The organism is Leucobacter sp. Ag1 (assembly GCF_000980875.1).
GTDB lineage: Bacteria > Actinomycetota > Actinomycetes > Actinomycetales > Microbacteriaceae > Leucobacter > Leucobacter iarius.
On sequence record NZ_LAYO01000105.1, the window covers coordinates 81,740 to 103,476 of the forward strand.

Sequence of the window (21,737 nt, forward strand, 5' to 3'; positions counted from 1 at the left end):
TGGTACGCAAGACGTCCAATGCCGCGCAGCCGAGAGGCGACGCGGTACGACGCAAGTAGAAAGTAGAGAGTCACATGGCGGGACAGAAGATCCGCATTCGACTGAAGTCGTATGACCACGAGGTCATCGACAGCTCCGCGCGCAAGATCGTCGACACGGTCACCCGTGCAGGCGCGACCGTTATCGGCCCCGTGCCGCTCCCGACGGAGAAGAACGTGATCGCAGTGATCCGTTCGCCGCACAAGTACAAGGACAGCCGCGAGCACTTCGAGAAGCGCACGCACAAGCGCCTGATCGACATCGTCGATCCCACTCCCAAGGCCGTCGATTCGCTCATGCGTCTCGACCTTCCGGCCGATGTCAACATCGAGATCAAGCTCTAAGGGGGGGATCTGAGAATGTCGCATCTGAATCGCAACGTCAAGGGTCTCCTGGGCACCAAGCTCGGCATGACGCAGGTCTGGGACGAGAACGGCAAGGTCGTTCCCGTCACCGTGATCGAGGTGGCCCCCAACGTGGTCACCCAGATCCGCACCGCTGAGGTCGACGGCTACAGCGCCGTGCAGATCGCTGCCGGGCAGATCGATCCCCGCAAGGTGAACCAGCCCACCGCTGGTCACTTCGCGAAGGCCGGCGTCACCCCGCGTCGCCACCTCACCGAGGTGCGCACCGCGGACGCAGCCGACTACTCGCTGGGCCAGGAGCTCACCATCGATGGCACCTTCGAGGCCGGTCAGAAGATCGACGTCGTCGGCACCTCGAAGGGCAAGGGCTTCGCCGGCGTCATGAAGCGTCACAACTTCTCCGGCGTCTCGGCTTCGCACGGCGCACACCGCAACCACCGCAAGCCGGGTTCGATCGGCGGCGCCGCGACCCCCGGTCGCGTGTTCAAGGGCCAGCGCATGGCCGGCCGTATGGGTGGCGAGCGCGTCACCGTGCAGAACCTCACCGTGCACGCGGTCGACGCCGAGAAGGGTCTCATCCTGATCAAGGGTGCCGTTCCCGGTGCGCGCGGCCGTCTCGTATTCGTTCGCAACGCTGTGAAGGGGGCGTAGTTCATGGCTACCGCAACCAAGCTCCAGGTGCTCGACGCGAAGGGCAAGAAGGCCGGCGAGGTTTCGCTGCCCGAGTCGCTCTTCGGCGCCGAGACCAACGTCCCGCTGATCCACCAGGTCGTCACCGCGCAGCTCGCTGCTCGACGCCAGGGTACGCACAAGACCAAGAACCGTGGCGAGGTCTCCGGTTCGGGCGTCAAGCCGTTCAAGCAGAAGGGCACCGGCCGCGCTCGTCAGGGTTCGGTCCGCGCTCCTGAGCACCGCGGCGGCGGCGTCGTGCACGGCCCCGTGCCGCGCGACTACTCGCAGCGCACCCCCAAGAAGATGATCGCGGCAGCACTCCGCGGCCTCCTCTCGGACCGCGCTCGCGCGAACCGCCTGCACGTCGTCGACTCGTTCGGCATCGCAGACAAGCCCAGCACCAAGGCCGCTCGCGAGTTCCTCGCGAACGTCGCCCCCGGCAAGCGCGTCCTCGTGGTCATCGGCCGCGACGACGAGCTCACCGTGCTGAGCGTCCGCAACCTGCCCGGCGTGCACGTCATCGCCTGGGATCAGCTCAACGCCTACGACGTGGTCGTCAGCGACGATCTCGTCTTCACCAAGGGCGCCTACGACGCATTCGTCGACGGACGCGCCGCTGAGGAGGTCTCGAAGTGAGCCTGAACAAGAACGTGCACGACGTCATCATCCGACCGATCGTCTCGGAGAAGAGCTACGGGCTCATCGACGCCAACGGCCAGTACACCTTCGAGGTGCAGCCGACGGCCAACAAGACCGAGATCAAGCTCGCCATCGAGCAGGTCTTCGGAGTGAAGGTCGACAAGATCAACACGCTCAACCGCAAGGGCAAGACGCGCCGGACCAAGTTCGGCATGGGCAAGCGCAAGGACACCAAGCGCGCCATCGTCACCCTGAAGTCGGGCTCCATCGACATCTTCACGGCTGCGCTGTAGCTCGGAAGCGAAGAGAGAAGACACACATGGCTATTCGTAAGTACAAGCCGACGACCCCCGGTCGTCGCGGTTCGAGCGTCGCCGATTTCGCTGAGATCACGCGTTCGACCCCCGAGAAGTCGCTGCTCCGTCCGCTGCCGAAGACCGGTGGCCGCAACAACCAGGGCCGCATCACCACCCGTCACATCGGTGGTGGCCACAAGCGCCAGTACCGCGTCATCGACTTCCGTCGGAACGACAAGGACGGCGTGAACGCGAAGGTCGCTCACATCGAGTACGACCCCAACCGTACGGCTCGCATCGCGCTCCTCCACTTCGAGGACGGCACCAAGCGCTACATCATCGCGCCGAACAAGCTGAAGCAGGGCGACATCGTCGAGTCGGGTCCGGCCGCCGATATCAAGCCCGGCAACAACCTGCCGCTGCGCAACATCCCGACCGGTACCGTGATCCACGCGATCGAGCTGAAGCCGGGCGGGGGCGCCAAGCTGGCGCGTTCCGCAGGTTCGTCGGTTCGCCTCGTGGCGAAGGACGGCCCCTACGCCCAGCTGCGTCTGCCCTCGGGCGAGATCCGCAACGTCGACGTGCGCTGCCGCGCAACCGTCGGCGAGGTGGGCAACGCCGAGCAGTCGAACATCAACTGGGGCAAGGCCGGCCGTATGCGCTGGAAGGGCGTCCGCCCGACCGTCCGCGGTGTCGTCATGAACCCGGTCGACCACCCCCACGGTGGTGGCGAGGGCCGTACCTCGGGTGGTCGTCACCCGGTCAGCCCCTGGGGTCAGAAGGAAGGCCGTACGCGCCGTCCCAACAAGGAAAGCGACAAGCTCATCGTTCGTCGCCGTCCCCGCGGTAAGCACTAGTCGGCAGGTAGGAGAGAGTAGAAGATGCCTCGTAGTCTCAAGAAGGGCCCCTTCGTCGACAACCACCTGCTCGGCAAGGTGGTTTCGCAGAACGAAGCTGGCACCAAGAACGTGATCAAGACCTGGTCGCGCCGCTCGATGATCATCCCGGCAATGCTGGGTCACACCATCGCAGTGCACGACGGTCGCAAGCACATCCCGGTGTTCGTCACCGAGACCATGGTGGGTCACAAGCTGGGCGAGTTCGCCCCGACCCGTACCTTCCGTGGTCACGTGAAGGACGACAAGAAGGGCCGTCGCCGCTAACGCGGTGACGTGAAGGAGGAAGAGAAATGGTGGAGTCGATCGCACGCGTGCGTCATATCCGCATCACCCCCCAGAAGGCCCGTCGTGTTGTTGACCTGATCCGCGGCAAGAACGCGCAGGAGGCCCTGGCCATCCTGAAGTTCGCCCCGCAGGCAGCATCGGAGCCGATTTTCAAGCTCGTCGCCTCGGCGATCGCGAACGCTCGCGTGAAGGCCGACAACGAGAACCTTCGTCTCAACGAGGACGAGCTGGTCATCGCTCGTGCATTCGTCGACGAGGGCGCCACGCTGAAGCGGTTCCGTCCGCGGGCCCAGGGCCGCGCGTTCCGCATCAACAAGCGCACCAGCCACATCACGGTCGTGCTTCAGACCGCCGATGAGCTCGTGACCGCGAAGAAGGGAGCCAAGTAAATGGGCCAGAAGATTCATCCCTACGGCTTCCGCCTCGGGATCACGACCGACCACGTTTCGCGTTGGTTCTCGGATTCGACCAAGCCGGGTCAGCGGTACGCGGACTACCTCGCAGAGGACATCCGCATCCGCAAGCACCTGACCGAGCAGCTGGACCGCGCAGGCGTGTCCCGCGTCGAGATCGAGCGCACCCGTGACCGCGTCCGCGTGGACATCCACTCGGCTCGCCCAGGCATCGTCATCGGCCGCCGCGGCGCCGAGGCGGAGCGCATCCGTGCCGAGCTCGAGAAGCTCACCGGCAAGCAGATCCAGCTGAACATCCTCGAGGTCAAGAACCCCGAGGCCGACGCTCAGCTCGTCGCGCAGGGCATCGCCGAGCAGCTCGCTGCTCGCGTGGCGTTCCGCCGCGCGATGCGCAAGGGTCTGCAGGGCGCTCAGCGCGCCGGCGCCAAGGGCATCCGTATCCAGGTCTCCGGCCGTCTCGGCGGCGCCGAGATGAGCCGTTCGGAGTTCTACCGCGAGGGTCGCGTGCCGCTGCACACCCTTCGCGCGAACATCGACTACGGCTTCTACGAGGCGAAGACCACCTTCGGCCGTATCGGCGTGAAGGTCTGGATCTACAAGGGTGACCTCACGAACAAGGAACTCGCTCGCGAGCAGGCGGCCCAGAAGCCGTCGCGCGATCGCCGCGATGACCGCCGTCGCGCGCCCCGTGGCGCGCAGACCGAGGCTGCGCCCGTCGCAGCAGGAGCGGAGAAGTAAGCATGCTGATTCCCCGTCGAGTCAAGTACCGCAAGCAGCACCACCCGGGGCGCAGCGGTCGTTCGAAGGGCGGCAACACGGTCGCGTTCGGTGAGTTCGGCATCCAGGCCCTCACCCCCGCGTACGTGACGAACCGCCAGATCGAGTCGGCCCGTATCGCCATGACCCGCCACATCAAGCGTGGCGGCAAGGTGTGGATCAACATCTACCCGGATCGTCCTCTGACGAAGAAGCCCGCGGAAACCCGCATGGGTTCCGGTAAGGGCTCGCCCGAGTGGTGGGTCGCAAACGTCAAGCCCGGCCGCGTCCTCTTCGAGGTCGCTGGTGTTGATGAGCAGCTCGCTCGTGAGGCGCTCACCCGCGCCATCCACAAGCTGCCGCTCAAGGCTCGGATTATCAAGCGCGAGGAGGGCGACGCGTAATGGCGATCGGAAGCAAGGAACTGGTCATCAGCGAGCTCGACACCTTCGAGGACGAGCGTCTGGCTGAGGAGCTCAAGAAGGCCAAGGCGGAGCTGTTCAACCTGCGGTTCCAGTCGGCCACCGGCCAGCTCGAGAGCCACGGCCGCGTGCGTCAGGTGAAGCGCGACATCGCGCGCATCTACACCGTGCTCCGCGAGCGCGAGCTGGGGATCCGGGCCACGCCCGCCCCCGCGGCTCCCGCGAAGGCGAAGAAGAGCAGCAAGAAGACCGAGCAGGCGGACGCCGCCGCTGAGACGAAGGAGGCCTGATTATGGCTGAGGTCGAGAAGGAACAGCGCGGCTACCGTAAGGCTCGCCGCGGCTACGTCGTCAGCGACAAGATGGACAAGACCATCGTCGTCGAGGTCGAGGATCGCGTGAAGCACCCGCTCTACGGCAAGGTCCTGCGCCGTTCGTCGAAGGTCAAGGCCCACGACGAGCAGAACACCGCAGGCATCGGCGATCTCGTGCTCATCCACGAGACCCGTCCGCTGAGCGCCTCGAAGCGCTGGCGCCTCGTCGAGATCCTCGAGAAGGCGAAGTAAGCCCTCGGGCTTACTGAGTAAGGAGTAAGAAGTGATTCAGCAGGAATCCAGGCTCAAGGTCGCCGATAACACCGGCGCCAAGGAGCTGCTCACCATCCGCGTGCTCGGTGGTTCGAGCCGCCGTTACGCCGGCCTCGGGGACACCATCGTCGCGACCGTCAAGGACGCGATCCCGGGCGGCAACGTGAAGAAGGGCGACGTCGTCAAGGCTGTTGTCGTTCGTGCGAAGAAGGCGACCCGTCGTGCAGACGGTTCGTACATCAAGTTCGACGAGAACGCCGCCGTCATCCTCAAGGCCGACGGGGAGCCCCGCGGCACCCGTATCTTCGGACCCGTCGGTCGCGAGCTTCGCGACAAGCGGTTCATGAAGATCGTCTCGCTCGCACCGGAGGTGATCTAGTCCATGGCTAGCAAGATCAAGAAGGGTGACCTCGTCGAGGTCATCTCGGGCCCGTCGCAGGAGCGCGGTGGCTACAAGGGCAAGCAGGGCCACGTCATCGCGGTCCTGACCGAGACCGACCGTGTGGTCGTCGAGGGTGTCAACTTCGTCACCAAGCACGTGAAGCAGGGCCAGTCGGCTCGCGGCACCAACGAGGGAGGGATCGAGACCGTCGAGGCCCCGATCCACATCTCGAACGTCGCGATCGTCGATCCCGAGACCAAGAAGCCGACCCGCGTCGGTTTCCGCACCGAAGAGGTGGAGAAGGGCGGCAAGAAGAAGACCGTCCGCGTCCGCTTCGCCAAGAAGTCTGGGAAGGACCTCTGATGTCTGAGACGGCAACGAAGATCCAGCCGCGCCTCAAGCAGAAGTACCGTGCCGAGATCGTTCCGGCGCTCCGCGAGGAGTTCCAGTTCGAGAACGTCATGCAGGTTCCCGGCCTGGTCAAGGTCGTCGTGAACACCGGTGTCGGCGAGGCAGCTCGCGACAGCAAGGTGATCGAGGGCGCAATCGCGGACCTCATCAAGATCACCGGCCAGAAGCCGAAGGTCACGACCGCCCGCAAGTCCATCGCTCAGTTCAAGCTGCGCGAGGGCCAGGCCATCGGCGCGCACGTCACCCTCCGCGGTGACCGCGCGTGGGAGTTCCTGGACCGTCTGGTCAACCTCGCACTGCCGCGCATCCGCGATTTCCGCGGTCTGTCGCCCAAGCAGTTCGACGGGAACGGCAACTACACCTTCGGTTTGACCGAGCAGAGTGTGTTCCACGAGATCGATCAGGATAAGATCGATCGGGTGCGTGGTTTCGACATCACTGTCGTCACCACCGCGAAGACCGACGACGAGGGTCGCGCGCTGCTCAAGGCGCTCGGCTTCCCGTTCAAGGCCGAATAACAACTGAATAGTCCAAGTGGCGCGGGTGCCCCGGTTTCCGGGGCACCTTCGCCGCGTCACCCAGGTCGCCAGCCGTGTCCGGCTGCGCGATACCAGGCGAGAAAGAAGAGTCACTTATGACGATGACTGATCCGGTCGCAGATATGCTGACCCGGCTGCGCAACGCAAACTCTGCGCACCATGACGACGTGTCGCTCCCCGGCTCGAAGCTGAAGGAGCGGATCGCGGAGATCCTCAAGCGCGAGGGCTACATCGCGGATTGGAAGGTCGAGGACGCCCGCGTCGGCACCACCCTGACCCTGTCGCTGAAGTACGGCACCAACCGCGAGCGCTCCATCGAGGGCATCAAGCGCGTCTCCAAGCCCGGCCTCCGGGTGTACGCGCGCTCCACCGAGATCCCGAGCGTGCTCGGCGGCCTCGGCATCGCGATCCTGTCCACCTCCTCGGGGCTCCTCACGGACCGCGAGGCCGAGCAGAAGGGCGTGGGCGGAGAAGTTCTCGCCTACGTGTGGTAATTCCGACATGTCACGTATTGGAAAGCTTCCCATTGCTGTCCCCGGCAGCGTCAACGTCTCGATCGACGGCCAGTCGGTCACGGTCAAGGGCCCGAAGGGCGAGCTGACGCTCGTCGTCGCCGAGCCCATCCGCGTTGCGCTGGAGGACGGCCAGGTGCTGGTGACCCGGCCCGACGACGAGCGCGACTCGCGTGCGCTCCACGGCCTGACCCGCACGCTCATCAACAACGACATCATCGGTGTGACCGAGGGCTACTCGAAGCAGCTCGAGGTCGTCGGCACCGGTTACCGCGTGCAGCAGAAGGGCACCGGCCTCGAGCTGGCGCTCGGCTTCTCGCACCCGGTCAACGTTGACGCCCCCGCGGGCATCACGCTCTCCGTCGAGGGCAACACCAAGATCACCGTGAGCGGGATCTCGAAGCAGGCGGTCGGCGAGGCCGCTGCGAACATCCGCAAGCTGAAGAAGCCGGAGCCCTACAAGGGCAAGGGCATCCGCTACGCGGGCGAGAACGTCCGTCGCAAGGCTGGAAAGGCTGGTAAGTAACCATGGCCGCTAGTATTTCCCGGGCCAAGGGCCGTTCGGCTGCGCGCATCCGCCGCCACACCCGCCTGCGCAAGAAGATCGTCGGCACGGAGGTTCGCCCCCGTCTCGTCGTGACCCGCTCGTCGCGTCACGTGTTCGTCCAGATCGTCGACGACTCGAAGGGCCACACCGTGGCTTCGGCGTCGACGATGGAGGCGGACCTCCGCTCGTTCGAGGGCGACAAGACCGCCAAGGCTCGCCGCGTCGGCGAGCTCGTCGCCGAGCGCGCGAAGAGCGCCGGTGTCGAGGCAGTCGTCTTCGACCGTGGCGGCAGCAAGTACGCAGGCCGTGTCGCAGCGATCGCTGACGGCGCCCGTGAGGCAGGTCTGACGCTGTGAGCAACGAAACGAAGGAGCAGGAAGTGTCCGCAGAGGCGCAGGCTGAGACTCAGACTGCTGAGGCCCCGGCCACCGATCACCGCAACGAGCCCCGCGAGCAGCGCCGGGGGAGCCGCGACCGCGGCACCCGTGGCGAGCGCGGCGGCCGCGACCGCAACGAGAGCCAGTTCCTCGAGCGCGTCGTCACCATCAACCGCGTTTCGAAGGTCGTCAAGGGCGGCCGTCGCTTCAGCTTCACCGCGCTCGTCGTGGTGGGCGATGGCAACGGCACCGTCGGTGTCGGCTACGGCAAGGCGAAGGAGGTGCCCCTCGCCATCTCCAAGGGTGTCGAAGAGGCCAAGAAGAACTTCTTCCGCGTGCCCCGCGTCGGCAACACCATCCCGCACCCGGTGCAGGGCGAGGCCGCTGCCGGCGTCGTGCTGCTCCGCCCGGCTGCTGCCGGTACCGGTGTTATCGCTGGTGGCCCCGTCCGCGCCGTGCTCGAGTGCGCCGGCATCCACGATGTGCTGAGCAAGTCGCTCGGTTCGTCGAACACCCTGAACATCGTGCACGCGACCGTCGAGGCGCTGCAGCAGCTCGAGGAGCCCCGCTCCGTCGCAGCTCGCCGCGGTCTCGACTTCGACCGCGTCGCTCCGGCCCGCATCGTGCGCGCCGAGGCGAAGGCCGCGGCCGACGCTGCCGCCAAGGCGAAGGCAGGTGCGTAATGGCGAAGAGCCTGAAGATTACGCAGACGAAGTCCGTTATCAGCGAGAAGCAGAACCAGCGCGATACGCTGCGCAGCCTCGGTCTCCGCAAGATCGGCCAGTCGGTCGTTCGTGAGGACACCCAGGCCAACCGTGGCTACATCCGCGCGGTCGCTCACCTGGTCGAGGTTGAGGAGATCGACGCATGACCGAGAAGAACGAAGAGCGCGGCGACGTGCTCAAGGCGCACCACCTGCGCCCGGCAGCCGGTTCCAAGAAGGCCAAGACCCGCGTGGGTCGTGGTGAGGCGTCCAAGGGTAAGACCGCTGGTCGCGGCACCAAGGGCACCAAGGCCCGCTACCAGGTGAAGGTCGGCTTCGAGGGCGGGCAGATGCCGCTGCACATGCGCACCCCGAAGCTGCGCGGGTTCAAGAACCCGTTCCGCACCGAGTACCAGGTCGTCAACCTCGCGAAGCTCGCAGAGCTCTACCCGAAGGGTGGCGAGGTCACCGTCGAGGATCTCGTGGCCAAGGGCGCGGTTCGCAAGAACCAGCCGGTCAAGGTCCTGGGCGACGGCGACATCCAGGTGAAGCTCACCGTTTCGGTCGACAAGGTCTCCGGCTCCGCTGAGCAGAAGATCGTCGCCGCCGGCGGCGAGATCAAGTAAGTCCGTCGACCTTCGGGTCGGCACAGCGCCCGGGGGCGGGGGACTTCGACGCAGTCGAAGCCTTCCGCCCCCGTTCGTATTTTCCCGACTTGCACGTCACGTGTAGGCTGGAGTATCGGTTCTCGTCGTGACGGCGAAGCCCTCGACGACGCCCTCAGGAGGCAAGGTTTTGTTCAGTGCCATCGGCCGGATCTTCCGGACGCCCGATCTGCGGCGGAAGATTCTCTTCACGCTCGCCATCGTCGCCCTGTTCCGCGTCGGCTCCTTCGTGCCGGCACCCTTCGTGAGCTACAGCAACGTCCAGGCCTGCCTCGCGGCAAACCAGGGCACTTCGGGGCTCTACGAGATGATCAACATGTTCAGCGGCGGCGCGCTGCTGCAGCTGTCGATCTTCGCGCTGGGCATCATGCCGTACATCACGGCGTCGATCATCACGCAGCTGCTCCGCGTCGTCATCCCGCACTTCGAGGCGCTGCACAAGGAGGGCCAGGCCGGCCAGGCCAAGCTCACCCAGTACACGCGCTACCTGACCATCGCCCTGGCGATCCTGCAGTCGACCACGCTCGTCACCGTCGCGCGCTCGGGTCTGCTGTTCGGCGCGTCCGCGAACCAGGCCTGCCAGAACCTCGTCTCGCAGGAGTGGTGGGCCGTGCTCATCATGATCCTGACCCTGACCGCCGGCACCGGCCTCATCATGTGGTTCGGCGAGCTCATCACCGAGCGCGGCATCGGCAACGGCATGTCGCTCCTCATCTTCACCTCCATCGCGGCGCAGTTCCCGAACTCGCTCTGGGCCATCAAGCAGGCCAAGGGCTGGGAGGTCTTCTTCCTAGTGCTCGGCGTCGGCCTCGTCGTGGTCGCCGCGGTCGTGTTCGTCGAGCAGTCGCAGCGCCGCATCCCGGTGCAGTACGCCAAGCGCGTCGTCGGGCGCCGCACCTACGGCGGCTCGAGCACCTACATCCCGATCAAGGTGAACATGGCGGGCGTGATCCCGGTCATCTTCGCCTCGGCGATCCTCTACCTGCCGATGCTCATCGCGCAGTTCAACCAGCCCGGCATCGGCGAAGAGCCGAAGCCCTGGGTCGTCTGGATCTCGAACAACCTCGTGCAGGGCGATCAGCCGCTCTACATGCTGGTCTTCTTCCTCCTCGTGATCGGCTTCACGTTCTTCTACGTGCAGATCACCTTCAACCCGGAGGAGGTCGCGGACAACATGAAGAAGTACGGCGGCTTCATCCCGGGCATCCGCGCGGGCCGTCCGACCGCCGAGTACCTGAACTACGTGCTGAACCGCATCACCAGCGCAGGCTCCCTCTACATCGGCCTCATCGCACTGATCCCGCTCATCGCGCTGTCGTTCTTCGGCGCGAACCAGAACTTCCCGTTCGGCGGATCCTCGATCCTCATCATCGTCGGCGTCGGCCTTGAGACCGTCAAGCAGATCGACGCACAGCTGCAGCAGCGGCACTACGAAGGGCTCCTCAAGTGACCGAATCCCACCGCATCGCCCGACTGCTCATCGTCGGACCTCCCGGGGCGGGCAAAGGCACGCAGGCGCAGCGGATCGTGGAGCGCTACGGCGTTCCCGCGATCTCGACCGGAGACATCTTCCGCGCGAACATCAAGGGCGGCACGGAGCTCGGCAAGCGCGTCCAGGCCATCATCGAGGCCGGCGAGCTGGTGCCCGACGAGCTCACCAACGAGATCGTCGCGGATCGGCTCGGTCAGAGCGACGCGGCGAACGGGTTCCTGCTCGACGGCTACCCGCGCACGGTCGACCAGGTGCACGCGCTCGACGCCGTGCTCGACGCGCAGGGTGCATCGCTCGACGCCGTCGTGCTCCTCGAGGCCGACACCGAAGAAGTCGTCTCCCGCCTGCTCAAGCGCGCGGCCGTCGAAGGACGCGCAGACGACACCGAAGAGGTCATCCGGCACCGCCAGGAGGTCTACGCGGCCCAGACGGCTCCGCTCATCGAACTCTTCTCGGCCCGTGGCATCCTCGTCTCGGTCGACGGTCTCGGCGGTATCGACGAGGTCTCCTCGCGCATCGCCGATGCTCTCGACGGGAAGCTGAGCGCCGTCAAGTGAGCCGTGGGATCCTGCGCCGTTCGATCTACAAGTCGCCCGCGCAGCTGCGCCTGATGCGCGAGCCCGGCCTTGCCGGTGCGGCTGCGCTGCGGGCGATGCGCGAGGCAGTGCGGCCCGGGATCACGCTGCTCGAGCTCGACGCGATCGCCGAGGACGCGATCCGCTCGCTCGGGGGAGCGCCCAACTTCATGCTGGAGCCCGGCTACCGGCACACGATCTGCGCGAACCTGAACGAGCACGTGGTGCACGGCATCCCGACCGATCACGCGCTCGAGCCCGGCGACATCGTCTCCCTCGACGTGGGCGCCGTTCTGGGCGGCTGGAACAGCGACGCGGCCATCACGGTCGCGCTGCCCGATCCGACGCGGCCCGATCATACGGCCGAGATCGAGAAGCTGAGCCACGTGACCGAGCAGGCCATGTGGCGCGGCATCGCCCGACTCGCCAGCGCGAAGCACGTGAACGAGATCGGCGAGGCCGTCTCGAGCTACGTGCGCAAGCACAGCGACTACGGCGTGCTCGAGGACTACATCGGCCACGGCATCGGACGCCGCATGCACGAGGACCCGCCCGTCTTCAACGTGCCGGTGTCCCGCAAGGGGCCCGAGGTCCGTCCCGGGCTCGTCGTCGCGATCGAACCGATCATCTCCGCCGGCGGCATCGACACCGTCGTGCAGGACGACGACTGGACCGTGACCATCGCCGACGGATCGCTCAGCGCGCAGTGGGAGCACTCCGTCGCCGTGCACCCGGGCGGCATCTGGGTGCTCACCGCCGAGGACGGCGGAGCCGCCGGCCTCGAGCCGCTCGGCGTCACGCCCGTCCCCATCCCGTAGTCGGTCGGCGGGCGTCAAGCCGACACGCTGATTCGCTTGTGATCCCGGGCGAGTTCGGTTAGGATTTCTCTTTGGTGCCTTGCGCCCCATTTCGCGTTCTCGTTCGAGGGCCTGAGAGGGGGCGTTCGGCATTCGCAAGACGAGTGAATACCCACCGAAGCGATAGTGAGGCTATGGCCAAAAAAGACGGCGTCATCGAGATCGAGGGCCAGGTGATCGAGGCTCTGCCCAACGCGATGTTCCGCGTTGAGCTGACCAACGGGCACAAGGTTCTCGCCCACATCTCGGGCAAGATGCGTCAGCACTACATCCGCATCCTCCCCGAGGATCGCGTGGTCGTTGAGCTGACCCCCTACGATCTGACCCGCGGCCGGATCGTCTACCGCTACCGCTGAGGATCGCTCCGAAGTAACGGCTCGCGGCACCCCGCGAGCACGAGGACAGCGAACCACGTAAAGGAAACATCATGAAGGTCAAGCCCAGCGTCAAGAAGATCTGCGACAAGTGCCGCGTGATCCGTCGCCACGGCCGCGTCATGGTGATCTGCGAGAACCCCCGCCACAAGCAGCGCCAGGGCTAGTCCCGGCGCCCGGCAGGGCTGCTCCGGGGTCCCGGACCCCGATCACACGCAACTGAATACGAATCCTGCGACCGAACCGGTTCGCAGGAGGACCCACAAGCGCATCGAAGATCCCGCGCGACGGTCGGCAGCAAGCCGGTCGCGGTGCGGGGGACACCTCGGGTCGGAGGCCCGAACCCCCGATGCGCACCACACCTCCACGATCCGCAAGGAGAGCCAGAATGGCACGTCTCGCAGGAGTCGACATCCCGCGCGAAAAGCGCGTTGAGATCGCACTCACGTACATCTACGGCGTGGGCCGCACCCGCGCGCTCAAGACCCTCGCCGACACCGGCATCGATGGCAACATCCGCGTCAAGGACCTCAGCGACGATCAGCTCGTCCTGCTCCGCGACTACATCGAGGGCAACTACAAGGTTGAGGGCGACCTCCGCCGTGAGGTCGCCGCCGACATCCGCCGCAAGGTCGAGATCGGCAGCTACCAGGGCCTCCGCCACCGCAAGGGCCTGCCCGTGCACGGTCAGCGCACCAAGACGAACGCTCGTACCCGCAAGGGCCCGAAGCGCACCGTCGCCGGTAAGAAGAAGTAATCCCGGTCAGCGCGACCACACACATAGGTTTCAGGAGAACAGTCAATGGCTGCACCGAAGTCCGCGGCACGTAAGCCGCGTCGCAAGGACAAGAAGAACGTCGTCGTGGGCCAGGCCCACATCAAGTCGACCTTCAACAACACGATCGTCTCGATCACCGACACCACCGGTGCCGTGATCAGCTGGGCCTCCTCGGGTGGCGTCGGCTTCAAGGGCTCGCGCAAGTCGACGCCCTTCGCCGCACAGCTCGCCGCCGAGAACGCTGCCCGCAAGGCGCAGGAGCACGGCATGAAGAAGGTCGACGTCTTCGTCAAGGGCCCGGGCTCGGGTCGCGAGACCGCGATCCGCTCGCTGCAGGCCGCCGGTCTCGAGGTCGGGTCGATCAACGACGTGACCCCGCAGACGCACAACGGCTGCCGTCCGCCGAAGCGTCGCCGCGTCTGAGTCGACAGTCGCGCCGGCTCCGGCCGGCGCGACTGCCGCCCGACGGGCGGCACCCCATCCCCCTGGCTCAGACCAGATCCCGCATGAGTCATATAGCGGACTCCAGCGAAAGGACCACACACAGTGCTGATTGCACAGCGACCCACTCTGACTGAAGATTCCATCTCCGAGTTCCGTTCGCGTTTCGTCATCGAGCCCCTGGAGCCGGGCTTCGGCTACACGCTCGGTAACTCGCTGCGTCGCACCCTGCTGTCCTCGATCCCGGGTGCCGCTGTGACCAGCGTGCGCTTCGAGGGCGTTGCACACGAGTTCACGACGATCCCCGGCGTGACCGAGGATGTCACCGAGATCATCCTCAACATCAAGGATCTCGTCGTCTCGAGCGAGCACGACGAGCCGATCACGGCGTACCTCCGCAAGACGGGCGCCGGCGAGGTGACCGCTGCAGACATCTCGGCTCCGGCCGGTGTCGAGGTGCACAACCCCGAGCTCGTCATCGCAACGCTCAGCGACACGGCTCAGTTCGAGCTCGAGCTGACCATCGAGCGTGGCCGCGGCTACGTCTCGGCGGCTCAGAACCGCAACGAGGACGCCGAGGTCGGCCGTATTCCGGTCGACTCGATCTACTCGCCCGTGCTCAAGGTGACCTACCGCGTCGAGGCGACTCGTGCCGGTGAGCGCACCGACTTCGACCGCCTCGTGGTCGACGTCGAGTCGAAGCCCGCGATCAGCCCGCGCGACGCGATCGCGTCCGCCGGTTCGACGCTGGTGGAGCTGTTCGGCCTGGCTCGCGAGCTCAACACCGCCGCCGAGGGCGTCGAGATCGGCCCCGCGCCGGTCGACGCGGTCTCCGACGGGGAGCTCTCGATCCCGATCGAGGATCTCGATCTCTCGGTGCGCAGCTACAACTGCCTCAAGCGCGAGGGGATCAACACCGTCAGCGAGCTCGTCGCCCTCTCCGAGGCGCAGCTCATGAACATCCGCAACTTCGGTCAGAAGTCCGTCTTCGAGGTGCGCGACAAGCTCACCGAGATGGGCCTCTCGCTGAAGGATGCCGTGCCCGGTTTCGACGGCGCACAGTTCTACAGCTACGAAGACGACGCCAACTAATTCGGCCGGCGTTCGCCCGACCGTTCATTTTTCCACTGGAGTAACCAATGCCTAAGCCCACCAAGGGCCGCCGCCTCGGAGGCGGACCCACCCACGAGCGCCTGATGCTCAACCAGCTCGCTTCGCAGCTCTTCGAGCACAAGCGGATCCAGACGACCGAGACCAAGGCCAAGCGCCTGCAGCCGGTCGCCGAGCGCCTGGTCACCTTCGCGAAGCGCGGCGACCTGCACGCTCGCCGTCGCGTGATGCGTCAGATCCTCGACAAGTCGGTCGTCCACGAGCTCTTCACCGAGATCGCGCCGCAGGTCGAGAACCGCGAGGGTGGCTACACCCGCATCATCAAGACCGGTTTCCGCAAGGGCGACAACGCTCCCCTCGCAGTGATCGAGCTCGTTCTCGAGCCCGTCAACCCGAAGCCGAAGGCCGCCAAGAAGGCTGCCAAGGTCGAGGAGCCCGCTGCTGAGGTCGTCGAGACCGAGGCCGCTGAGGTCGAGGCCGAGGCGCCCGCCGCCGAGGCTGCCGAGGAGAAGGCCGAGTAAGGCCCTCTGCTTCTCGGAAGCGCCCCGCCGTGTTCGCACGGCGGGGCGCTTCCGCGTTTCCGGGGTTCGCCTCGCCGGCGGTCGAGCGCCCGGGCCGGCGGCCGAACGGACGTGCCGGCGGGCGCTAGCGTCGCGGTGCGCCGAAGCCGATCGCTTCGTCGGGTTGCTGCAGGGCGGCGACGGCCTTCGACACGGCATCCGCGTAGCGGGCACCGCCCTCGGGCTCCGGGTGGATCCCGTCGCCGGCCAGCAGGTCCGGCCGCGGGGTGATCGCGGCGTTCCAGTCGGCGACGACGACCCCGCGGTGCTGTGCGGCGAACTTCTGCAGGTCCGCGTTCACGCCGGGGATCCAGTCCCGGTCGGCGTGCGCGTTGACCAGCACAAGCTGGCGGGTACCGGCGACGGCCCGCAGCCGCGCGAGATCGTCATCGAGCACGGGGCCGTTGGTGCCGAGGCCGATGACGAGCACGTGCCGCAGCTGGCCGTGCTTCGCGAGGTCCTCGACGATGCCGAGACCGGCGCCGAGCCCGCGCGACACCTCCGCGTCGATCGAGATCCCCGGGTACCGCGTCTCGAGCTCGGGCGAGCTGGCGAGCATGACCGAGTCGCCGACGGCCGTGATGTCGCCGCCGGTCGGCTTCGACGAGGCGGCCGCCGCGGGCGGGGGAGTCGCCTGCTTCTTCCGCAGGGCCTCCTGCCCGCGCAGGATCGCTTCCGCGGAGCTGCTGCGGCTCGGGGCGGTGGCGACCGCGATCGTGACGGCGGGCACGGTCAGGAGCAGCAGCACGAGCACGGCGGACGCGATCCTTCGTCGGCGCAGGGTGCCCTGGGCGGGGCGGAGCAGCAGGCCGAGGGAGCGGCGAAGGCCGAGCGCCCGCACCGGGAGTTCCAGGTAGCGGTACGAGAGCGTCGCGCAGGCGATCGTGATGAGCAGGACGCCGACGCCGAGCGTCCAGGCTCCGACACCCGTTCGGCCCTCCGGGCCCATCAACTCGGCGCCCAACACCCAGACCGGCCAGTGCCAGAGGTAGATGCCGTACGAGCGCGCGCCGATCCAGCGCAGCGGGGCGACGTCGAGCGCCCGGCCGAGCCAGGCGCCGGGGCGGGTGACCGCGGCGATCACCGCGAGCGAGGCCGCTGTGGCGAGCTGGATGCCGCCCGCGAAGCTCTCGACCGAGCCCTCGCGCAGCACGCAGGCGAGCCAGAGCAGCACCGCGATCCCGCCTCCCGAGATCGCGAGCAGGCGGAGCTGCGCGGGTCGATCGGGGACGCTCGCGACCACGCCGAGCTGTTCGGGCCGGTACATCCGCAGCGCGAGCGCGGCGCCGAGCAGCAGACCGAAGACGTGGGTGTCGGAACCGAAGTAGACGCGCGTGGGCGGTGCTCCGCCGAGTGCGAGGACGGCCATCCAGATCGCGGAGGCGATCCCGAGGGCGAGCAGCAGCACGACCGCCGTGCTGCGCTTCGCTCGACGGAGCAGCAGGAGCAGCAGGAGCAGCAGGAGGGGGAGGACGACGTAGAACTGCTCCTCGATCGAGAGCGACCAGGTGTTGCGGAACAGCTCAGGGGCGTCCTTCGCGAAGTAGTCGACCCCGGTCGCCGTATAGACCCAGTTGCTGACGAAGAACGCAGCGCCCAGGAGCTGCCCGCCGATGCCCACGAGCGCGTCGCGCCCGACCGCGAGGGCCGCGGCGGTGCAGATGAGCAGGGTGGCGCCGAGCGCCGGGAGCAGCCTTCTGGCGCGTCTGCGCCAGAAGCGGCCCAGGCGGATCGTCCCGCTGCGATCCGCCTCGCGCAGCAGCAGCGAGGTGATGAGGAAGCCGCTGATGGCGAAGAAGACGTCGACACCGATGAACCCGCCGGGCAGTGCGCCGGGGAACAGGTGGTAGACGACGACCAGCGTCACCGCGAGCGCCCGGAGTCCGTCGAGGCCGCCGAACCAGCCGCTGGAGCGGGGAGCGCCGACCCGCGCGCCGGGGCGCGCGGAAACGGAGGCAGTGGGCGGTGCAGTCATCGATACCGAGCTGACGGGCGAACCGATGCCGCCCGACGAAGTCGCCCTCAGTCTACGCGAGGGCGCCGACAGCCGTCCGCGCGCAGTCGCGGCGGGAACCGTCTGGCAGGATCGGAGCATGCGTTTGCGTCTCGACCTCGCCTACGACGGCACCGACTTCCACGGCTGGGCGACCCAACCGGGACTGCGTACCGCGCAGGCCGAGCTGGAGTCCGCGATCGCGGTGCTGCTGCACGTCGATCCCGCCGCGGTGCGCCTCACGGTCGGCGGCCGCACCGACGCGGGCGTGCACGCGCGCGGGCAGGTGGCGCACCTCGACGTCGATGCCGTCGGGGTCGCGAAGTGGGACGGGGATTCGCGGCTGCGCACCCGCAAGGTCAACGGCGTGCTGCGTCGGAGCGCGCCGGATCTGGTGGTGCACTCGGTGCACGAAGCGCCCGACGGGTTCGATGCGCGATTCTCGGCGCTGCGCAGGCGCTACGAGTACCGGGTGCGCGGCGCGAACGCCCGGCGCGATCCGCTGAGCGCGCGGTACACGGCCGAGATCCCCAGGGAGCTGGACCTCGCGGCGATGCAGATGGCGGCCGACGAGTTGCTCGGGCTGAACGACTTCACGACCTTCTGCAAGGCGCGGGAGGGAGCGACCGCCGTGCGCGATCTGCTCTCGTTCGAGTGGCGCGAGACCGAGGACGGCGCCTACGCCGCCCGGATCGAGGCGGACGCGTTCTGCCACTCGATGGTGCGCGCGCTGGTCGGAGCGGTGGTCGCGGTCGGGCACGGGCGCATGGACCTGGCCGAGCTCGTGCGCCTCAGGGACGCGCGGGAGCGGTCGAGCCGGTTCACGGTGATGCCGGCGCACGGCCTCTCGCTCGAGGAGATCGCGTACCCCGAGGCCGGTCTGCTCGCGGATCGGGCCGAGCAGACGCGTGCGAAGCGGGACGCCCTCGACTGATCCGAGCCGCTCGAAGCGAAGGCCTGTGCTAAAGTAGACCCTTGGTGCGCGCTGCCTGCAGTGCGTCCCCGAATGTGAGCCCTCCATTTCCGGCTCGCGGCACGCCGCGAACCGTCCGGAGCGGGATCCACGAACACCTCCATTTCGACAGAAAGCAGCACGACAGTGACTCGCACTTACTCGCCGAAGGCAGCTGAGCAGAAGCACGACTGGCTCGTCATCGACGCCACCGACGTGGTCCTCGGCCGCCTCGCCTCGCACGCCGCAGCTCTGCTCCGCGGCAAGCACAAGACCACCTTCGCCCCCCACATGGACATGGGCGATCACGTGATCATCATCAACGCCGACAAGGTCGTCCTGACCGCGAACAAGGCCGCTCAGAAGCGCGCCTACCGCCACTCGGGCTACCCGGGCGGCCTCCGTTCGGTCAGCTACACCGAGCTGCTCGAGAAGAACCCGGAGCGCGCCGTCGAGAAGGCGATCCGCGGCATGCTCCCGAAGAACTCGCTCGGCCGCGACCAGTTCCGCAAGCTGAAGGTCTACGCAGGTGCCGAGCACCCGCACGCGGCCCAGCAGCCGACCGCCTACACCATCGGCCAGGTCGCGCAGTAGTCGCGGACCAGAGTTTTAGAGAAGGACATCACACTGTGACCACTGCAGAGCAGACCGTGGCCCCCGAGAGCTACACCACCGAGACGCCGGCCTCGCAGGCCGTCGCCTCCACCCCGCGCCCCGCGCTCACCGTTCCCGGTGCAGCCGTCGGCCGCCGCAAGCAGGCCATCGCCCGCGTGCGCCTCGTTCCCGGCACCGGCACCATGACCGTCAACGGTCGCGACCTCGCCGAGTACTTCCCGAACAAGCTGCACCAGCAGCTGATCACCGATCCGTTCACCGCGCTCGAGCTGAACGGCTCGTACGACGTGATCGCCCGCATCGTCGGCGGCGGCCCCTCGGGCCAGGCCGGCGCGCTGCGTCTCGCGATCGCTCGCGCGCTCAACGAGATCGATGCCGAGCACAACCGCCCGACCCTGAAGAAGGCCGGCTTCCTGAGCCGCGACGCCCGAATCAAGGAGCGCAAGAAGGCCGGTCTCAAGAAGGCCCGCAAGGCTCCCCAGTACTCGAAGCGTTAATCGCCGAAGGTCCCGAAATGGGTCGCCTGTTTGGCACGGACGGGGTCCGGGGTCTGGCCGGGGTCGATGTGACCGCCGAGCTGGCCCTGGGCCTCGCTCAGTCTGCAGCCTTTGTTCTCGGGCGCGATGCGCGCACCGAGAGCCGTCGCGCCACGGCCATCGTGGCGCGAGACCCCCGGGTCTCCGGGGAGTTCATCGCGGCGGCCGTCGCCGCCGGCCTCGCGTCGGCCGGTGTCGACGTGCTCGACGCGGGAGTCATCCCGACGCCCGCTGCGGCGTACCTCGTGGCCGACACCGGCGCCGACTTCGGCGTCATGGTCTCGGCATCGCACAACCCCGCGCCCGACAACGGGATCAAGTTCTTCGCCGCGGGCGGGCGCAAGCTCGCCGACGAGATCGAGGACGAGATCGAGGCCGCGATGCAGCGTCCCCACGCCGGCACCACCGGCCGTGAGGTCGGGCGCATCCGGCGCTTCGCCGACGCGGAGGATCGCTACGTGGTCCACCTGCTCGGCACGCTCGAGGGCGTCCGTCTCGACGGCCTGCACGTGGTGCTCGACTGCGCGCACGGCGCCGCGGCCGGCATCTCGCCCGAGGTCTTCTCGGACGCGGGTGCGAAGGTCACGGTGATCGGCAACGATCCCGACGGGTTCAACATCAACGACGGGATCGGCTCGACCCACCTCGAGCAGCTCATCGAGACGGTGCGCTCGACGGGCGCCGATCTCGGCATCGCCCACGACGGCGACGCCGATCGCTGCCTCGCGGTCGACGCCGACGGCGCGGTCGTCGACGGCGACCGGATCATGGCGATCCTCGCGCTCTCGATGGCGGGCCGGGGCAAGCTCGAGCAGAACACGCTCGTCGCGACGGTCATGTCGAACCTGGGGCTCAAGCTCGCGATGTCCGACAACGGCATCGACGTGATCGAGACCGGTGTCGGCGACCGCTACGTGCTCGAGGCGATCAATGCGCACGGCTACTCGCTGGGAGGCGAGCAGTCCGGGCACGTGATCATGAGCGAGCACGCGACGACCGGCGACGGGATCCTCACCGGTCTGCACATCGCGGCCGAGATCGCGCGCACCGGGAAGCCGCTCTCCGAACTCGCGAAGTGCATGACCGTGTACCCCCAGGTGCTCGTCAACGTGCGCGGCGTCGATCGCACGGGCGTGCACGGCGACGCCGTGCTCGAGCAGGCCGTGCGGCAGGCCGAGATGGTGCTGGGCGCCAAGGGCCGAGTACTGCTCCGGCCGTCCGGCACCGAGCCCGTCGTCCGTGTGATGGTCGAGGCCGAGCACGTGGATCAGGCGCAGCAGCTCGCCGACGATCTCGCAGCGGTCGTGAAGGAACGCCTCGCGGTCTGATCGATCCCGAACCGATGCGCGCGCATCACCCCGACAGGAGGGCCCGGCGGAAGCCGGGCCCTCCTGCGTTTCCGGACGGGGGATAGGGTGGTGGCATGAGCGCTCTCAAGGGATTCGCACGACTCATCGCCTGGACGGGACTGACCGCGGTCGGCGCCCTCCACCTCGCCTGGGCCTCCGGATCGCCCTGGCCCGCGAGGAACCGCAAGCGCCTCGCCGAGTCGGTCGTCGGCAACGCCGCGGCGCTGCCCGAGCCGACGGCCACCGCGGTCGTCGGCGCGACGGCGCTCGTCGGGGGCGCGATCGCCGGCGGTGCGCTGGGCGAGAGCGGAGTCGCGGTCGCGGTGCGGCGCACGGGCGGCGCGGTGCTGCTGGCGCGGGCCGCGTTCGGAGGCGACGCGGCGCTCGCGGTGCTGGGGCTGCCGCCCGCGGGCAAGCGCTTCCGCGAGCTGGATCGGCGCTTCTACCGCCCGCTGTGCGGAGTGCTCGGCGCCGCGATGATCATCGGGGCGCGCCGGCGCAGGGTCGACGAGACCGACTGATGCTCGGCCGCTTCGCGGCTCAGTACCAGTGCGGGCTCCGCGACTGCCAGGTGTTCCAGGCGTTGCACGGGCTGCC

The 21,737-nt window shown here is 67.6% G+C and carries 35 protein-coding genes; 34 read left to right on the forward strand and 1 reads right to left on the reverse strand.

Going from position 1 to position 21,737, the window contains the following annotated elements:
• Positions 1-74: 74 nt before the first annotated feature.
• The 29 genes from rpsJ (at position 75) to rplQ (ending at position 15,656) form a co-directional block, all read left to right on the forward strand.
• Positions 75-383, forward strand: a complete 309-nt coding sequence (gene rpsJ, locus XM48_RS12635; RefSeq protein WP_010156393.1) for a 30S ribosomal protein S10 — start codon at positions 75-77, stop codon at positions 381-383.
• A gap of 15 nt (positions 384-398) precedes the next feature.
• A complete protein-coding gene (rplC, locus tag XM48_RS12640) occupies positions 399-1,055 on the forward strand; it encodes a 50S ribosomal protein L3 (protein WP_046456186.1) in 657 nt (218 codons plus the stop codon).
• Positions 1,056-1,058: 3 nt separating this feature from the next.
• Positions 1,059-1,712: a 50S ribosomal protein L4 gene (rplD, locus tag XM48_RS12645; protein WP_046456187.1), complete on the forward strand. Its 654-nt coding sequence runs from the start codon at positions 1,059-1,061 to the stop codon at positions 1,710-1,712.
• Entirely contained in the window at positions 1,709-2,008 is a 300-nt protein-coding gene (rplW, locus tag XM48_RS12650; protein ID WP_046456188.1) for a 50S ribosomal protein L23, read from the forward strand. The genes rplD and rplW overlap by 4 nt, the downstream gene beginning before the upstream one ends.
• Positions 2,009-2,034: 26 nt before the next feature.
• A complete protein-coding gene (gene rplB / locus XM48_RS12655) occupies positions 2,035-2,868 on the forward strand; it encodes a 50S ribosomal protein L2 (RefSeq protein ID WP_046456189.1) in 834 nt (277 codons plus the stop codon).
• Positions 2,869-2,892: 24 nt separating this feature from the next.
• Entirely contained in the window at positions 2,893-3,174 is a 282-nt protein-coding gene (gene rpsS / locus XM48_RS12660; RefSeq protein ID WP_046456190.1) for a 30S ribosomal protein S19, read from the forward strand.
• Between the two features lie 26 nt (positions 3,175-3,200).
• Complete coding sequence (gene rplV / locus XM48_RS12665) at positions 3,201-3,584, forward strand: 50S ribosomal protein L22 (RefSeq protein WP_046456191.1); 384 nt, start codon at positions 3,201-3,203, stop codon at positions 3,582-3,584.
• On the forward strand, positions 3,585-4,346 hold the full coding sequence (gene rpsC, locus XM48_RS12670; protein WP_046456192.1) for a 30S ribosomal protein S3: 762 nt from the start codon (positions 3,585-3,587) through the stop codon (positions 4,344-4,346).
• A gap of 2 nt (positions 4,347-4,348) precedes the next feature.
• Positions 4,349-4,768 carry a 50S ribosomal protein L16 gene (gene rplP, locus XM48_RS12675; RefSeq protein ID WP_046456193.1) on the forward strand — a complete coding sequence of 140 codons (420 nt, stop codon included), beginning with the start codon at positions 4,349-4,351 and terminating at the stop codon, positions 4,766-4,768.
• On the forward strand, positions 4,768-5,076 hold the full coding sequence (gene rpmC / locus XM48_RS12680; protein WP_046456194.1) for a 50S ribosomal protein L29: 309 nt from the start codon (positions 4,768-4,770) through the stop codon (positions 5,074-5,076). The genes rplP and rpmC overlap by 1 nt, the downstream gene beginning before the upstream one ends.
• A 2-nt stretch (positions 5,077-5,078) precedes the next feature.
• Positions 5,079-5,351 carry a 30S ribosomal protein S17 gene (rpsQ, locus tag XM48_RS12685; protein ID WP_046456195.1) on the forward strand — a complete coding sequence of 91 codons (273 nt, stop codon included), beginning with the start codon at positions 5,079-5,081 and terminating at the stop codon, positions 5,349-5,351.
• Positions 5,352-5,382: 31 nt separating this feature from the next.
• Complete coding sequence (gene rplN / locus XM48_RS12690; RefSeq protein WP_046456196.1) at positions 5,383-5,751, forward strand: 50S ribosomal protein L14; 369 nt, start codon at positions 5,383-5,385, stop codon at positions 5,749-5,751.
• Positions 5,752-5,754: 3 nt separating this feature from the next.
• A complete protein-coding gene (gene rplX / locus XM48_RS12695; RefSeq protein WP_046456197.1) occupies positions 5,755-6,117 on the forward strand; it encodes a 50S ribosomal protein L24 in 363 nt (120 codons plus the stop codon).
• Positions 6,117-6,683: a 50S ribosomal protein L5 gene (rplE, locus tag XM48_RS12700; protein WP_046456198.1), complete on the forward strand. Its 567-nt coding sequence runs from the start codon at positions 6,117-6,119 to the stop codon at positions 6,681-6,683. Before rplX ends, rplE begins: the two co-directional genes overlap by 1 nt.
• A 116-nt stretch (positions 6,684-6,799) precedes the next feature.
• Positions 6,800-7,198 carry a 30S ribosomal protein S8 gene (gene rpsH, locus XM48_RS12705; RefSeq protein WP_046456199.1) on the forward strand — a complete coding sequence of 133 codons (399 nt, stop codon included), beginning with the start codon at positions 6,800-6,802 and terminating at the stop codon, positions 7,196-7,198.
• A 7-nt stretch (positions 7,199-7,205) separates the two neighbouring features.
• On the forward strand, positions 7,206-7,742 hold the full coding sequence (gene rplF / locus XM48_RS12710; RefSeq protein ID WP_046456200.1) for a 50S ribosomal protein L6: 537 nt from the start codon (positions 7,206-7,208) through the stop codon (positions 7,740-7,742).
• Between the two features lie 2 nt (positions 7,743-7,744).
• Entirely contained in the window at positions 7,745-8,119 is a 375-nt protein-coding gene (gene rplR / locus XM48_RS12715; protein ID WP_046456201.1) for a 50S ribosomal protein L18, read from the forward strand.
• Complete coding sequence (gene rpsE, locus XM48_RS12720) at positions 8,116-8,823, forward strand: 30S ribosomal protein S5 (RefSeq protein WP_046456202.1); 708 nt, start codon at positions 8,116-8,118, stop codon at positions 8,821-8,823. The genes rplR and rpsE overlap by 4 nt, the downstream gene beginning before the upstream one ends.
• Positions 8,823-9,011, forward strand: coding sequence for a 50S ribosomal protein L30 (gene rpmD, locus XM48_RS12725; protein ID WP_046456203.1), 189 nt, complete (start codon positions 8,823-8,825; stop codon positions 9,009-9,011). The genes rpsE and rpmD overlap by 1 nt, the downstream gene beginning before the upstream one ends.
• Positions 9,008-9,469: a 50S ribosomal protein L15 gene (gene rplO, locus XM48_RS12730; protein WP_046456204.1), complete on the forward strand. Its 462-nt coding sequence runs from the start codon at positions 9,008-9,010 to the stop codon at positions 9,467-9,469. The genes rpmD and rplO overlap by 4 nt, the downstream gene beginning before the upstream one ends.
• Before the next feature lie 169 nt (positions 9,470-9,638).
• Positions 9,639-10,958 (forward strand): preprotein translocase subunit SecY, encoded by a 1,320-nt coding sequence (secY, locus tag XM48_RS12735; protein ID WP_046456205.1) that lies wholly within the window; start codon positions 9,639-9,641, stop codon positions 10,956-10,958.
• Positions 10,955-11,557, forward strand: coding sequence for an adenylate kinase (locus XM48_RS12740; RefSeq protein ID WP_046456206.1), 603 nt, complete (start codon positions 10,955-10,957; stop codon positions 11,555-11,557). Before secY ends, XM48_RS12740 begins: the two co-directional genes overlap by 4 nt.
• Complete coding sequence (gene map, locus XM48_RS12745; protein WP_255350866.1) at positions 11,554-12,393, forward strand: type I methionyl aminopeptidase; 840 nt, start codon at positions 11,554-11,556, stop codon at positions 12,391-12,393. The genes XM48_RS12740 and map overlap by 4 nt, the downstream gene beginning before the upstream one ends.
• A 173-nt stretch (positions 12,394-12,566) precedes the next feature.
• Complete coding sequence (gene infA / locus XM48_RS12750; protein WP_046456207.1) at positions 12,567-12,788, forward strand: translation initiation factor IF-1; 222 nt, start codon at positions 12,567-12,569, stop codon at positions 12,786-12,788.
• Positions 12,789-12,859: 71 nt separating this feature from the next.
• Complete coding sequence (gene rpmJ / locus XM48_RS12755; protein ID WP_003998809.1) at positions 12,860-12,973, forward strand: 50S ribosomal protein L36; 114 nt, start codon at positions 12,860-12,862, stop codon at positions 12,971-12,973.
• A gap of 221 nt (positions 12,974-13,194) precedes the next feature.
• Positions 13,195-13,563 carry a 30S ribosomal protein S13 gene (rpsM, locus tag XM48_RS12760; protein WP_046456208.1) on the forward strand — a complete coding sequence of 123 codons (369 nt, stop codon included), beginning with the start codon at positions 13,195-13,197 and terminating at the stop codon, positions 13,561-13,563.
• 45 nt (positions 13,564-13,608) lie between these two features.
• Positions 13,609-14,007 carry a 30S ribosomal protein S11 gene (gene rpsK / locus XM48_RS12765; RefSeq protein ID WP_046456209.1) on the forward strand — a complete coding sequence of 133 codons (399 nt, stop codon included), beginning with the start codon at positions 13,609-13,611 and terminating at the stop codon, positions 14,005-14,007.
• 123 nt (positions 14,008-14,130) lie between these two features.
• Positions 14,131-15,117: a DNA-directed RNA polymerase subunit alpha gene (locus tag XM48_RS12770; RefSeq protein WP_046456210.1), complete on the forward strand. Its 987-nt coding sequence runs from the start codon at positions 14,131-14,133 to the stop codon at positions 15,115-15,117.
• Between the two features lie 47 nt (positions 15,118-15,164).
• Positions 15,165-15,656, forward strand: coding sequence for a 50S ribosomal protein L17 (rplQ, locus tag XM48_RS12775; protein WP_046456211.1), 492 nt, complete (start codon positions 15,165-15,167; stop codon positions 15,654-15,656).
• 124 nt (positions 15,657-15,780) lie between these two features.
• On the opposite strand, the gene XM48_RS12780 is transcribed toward rplQ, so the two are convergent.
• The gene (locus XM48_RS12780) at positions 15,781-17,670 is read right to left on the reverse strand and encodes an acyltransferase family protein (protein ID WP_046456212.1); all 1,890 of its coding nucleotides are present in this window, start codon (positions 17,668-17,670) and stop codon (positions 15,781-15,783) included.
• Between the two features lie 118 nt (positions 17,671-17,788).
• Between XM48_RS12780 and XM48_RS12785 the strand changes: the two genes are divergently transcribed.
• From XM48_RS12785 to XM48_RS17080, 5 genes are all read left to right on the forward strand, one after another.
• Complete coding sequence (locus tag XM48_RS12785) at positions 17,789-18,622, forward strand: tRNA pseudouridine(38-40) synthase TruA (RefSeq protein ID WP_046456229.1); 834 nt, start codon at positions 17,789-17,791, stop codon at positions 18,620-18,622.
• 165 nt (positions 18,623-18,787) lie between these two features.
• Positions 18,788-19,234 (forward strand): 50S ribosomal protein L13, encoded by a 447-nt coding sequence (rplM, locus tag XM48_RS12790; protein WP_046456213.1) that lies wholly within the window; start codon positions 18,788-18,790, stop codon positions 19,232-19,234.
• A 35-nt stretch (positions 19,235-19,269) separates the two neighbouring features.
• Positions 19,270-19,752: a 30S ribosomal protein S9 gene (rpsI, locus tag XM48_RS12795; protein ID WP_046456214.1), complete on the forward strand. Its 483-nt coding sequence runs from the start codon at positions 19,270-19,272 to the stop codon at positions 19,750-19,752.
• Between the two features lie 17 nt (positions 19,753-19,769).
• Positions 19,770-21,119 (forward strand): phosphoglucosamine mutase, encoded by a 1,350-nt coding sequence (glmM, locus tag XM48_RS12800; protein ID WP_046456215.1) that lies wholly within the window; start codon positions 19,770-19,772, stop codon positions 21,117-21,119.
• Between the two features lie 95 nt (positions 21,120-21,214).
• Entirely contained in the window at positions 21,215-21,661 is a 447-nt protein-coding gene (locus XM48_RS17080; RefSeq protein WP_052961499.1) for a DUF3995 domain-containing protein, read from the forward strand.
• The last annotated feature ends 76 nt before the right edge of the window (positions 21,662-21,737 follow it).